Origin of the sequence: Bacillus sanguinis (assembly GCF_018332475.1) — a bacterium.
Taxonomy (GTDB): domain Bacteria; phylum Bacillota; class Bacilli; order Bacillales; family Bacillaceae_G; genus Bacillus_A; species Bacillus_A sanguinis.
Map to the genome: position 1 here is coordinate 1 of NZ_BOQB01000558.1, position 525 is coordinate 525.

A 525-nucleotide genomic window follows, 5' to 3' on the forward strand; every position below is an offset into this window, starting at 1 on the left:
CTACTTACATTTTGTAAGTTATCGAATTTAAGAATATAATATCTTTATTTTAATTGTCAAGTTTTAAAGCGGAAGCTAGGGCATTCATACAAACGATATAATTCTTATAATCATACACTAAAAAAGGAATTTATAGAGTGAAAAAGCGAAGAGAACATTCTCAATTAGCTTGTTAACATGTATCCCTCACTCATTAAAGTTTTTAAAGAACAGTCTTTTTATAAAATGTTTGTGAGGAATTCAGTAGAACAAGATATATGAAGTGAGTGAAGACTAGTGATGAACATACTACATTTTTTATTAGAGAATACGGTTTTCCAAAATGTATTACAAGATCTTCAGTTAAATGTCCTTTATATAGAAAATGGATGTACACATCAACAAACGATAGAAAATATTCATCCTAAATGTATGTTTATAGCAAATAGTTTTGAAGAAGGAGAAGTATTGTTTCAGAGGACTAAACCACATATTGTAATTATGTATGTAACAGATTTTTCTCAAATAAAATATATAAAGAATATG

The 525-nt window shown here is 26.9% G+C and carries 1 pseudogene; it reads left to right on the plus strand.

From position 1 onward, the window contains the following. Window positions 1-279: 279 nt before the first annotated feature. Window positions 280-525: pseudogene (locus tag KI369_RS28540) on the plus strand (GGDEF domain-containing protein); the annotation flags it as partial.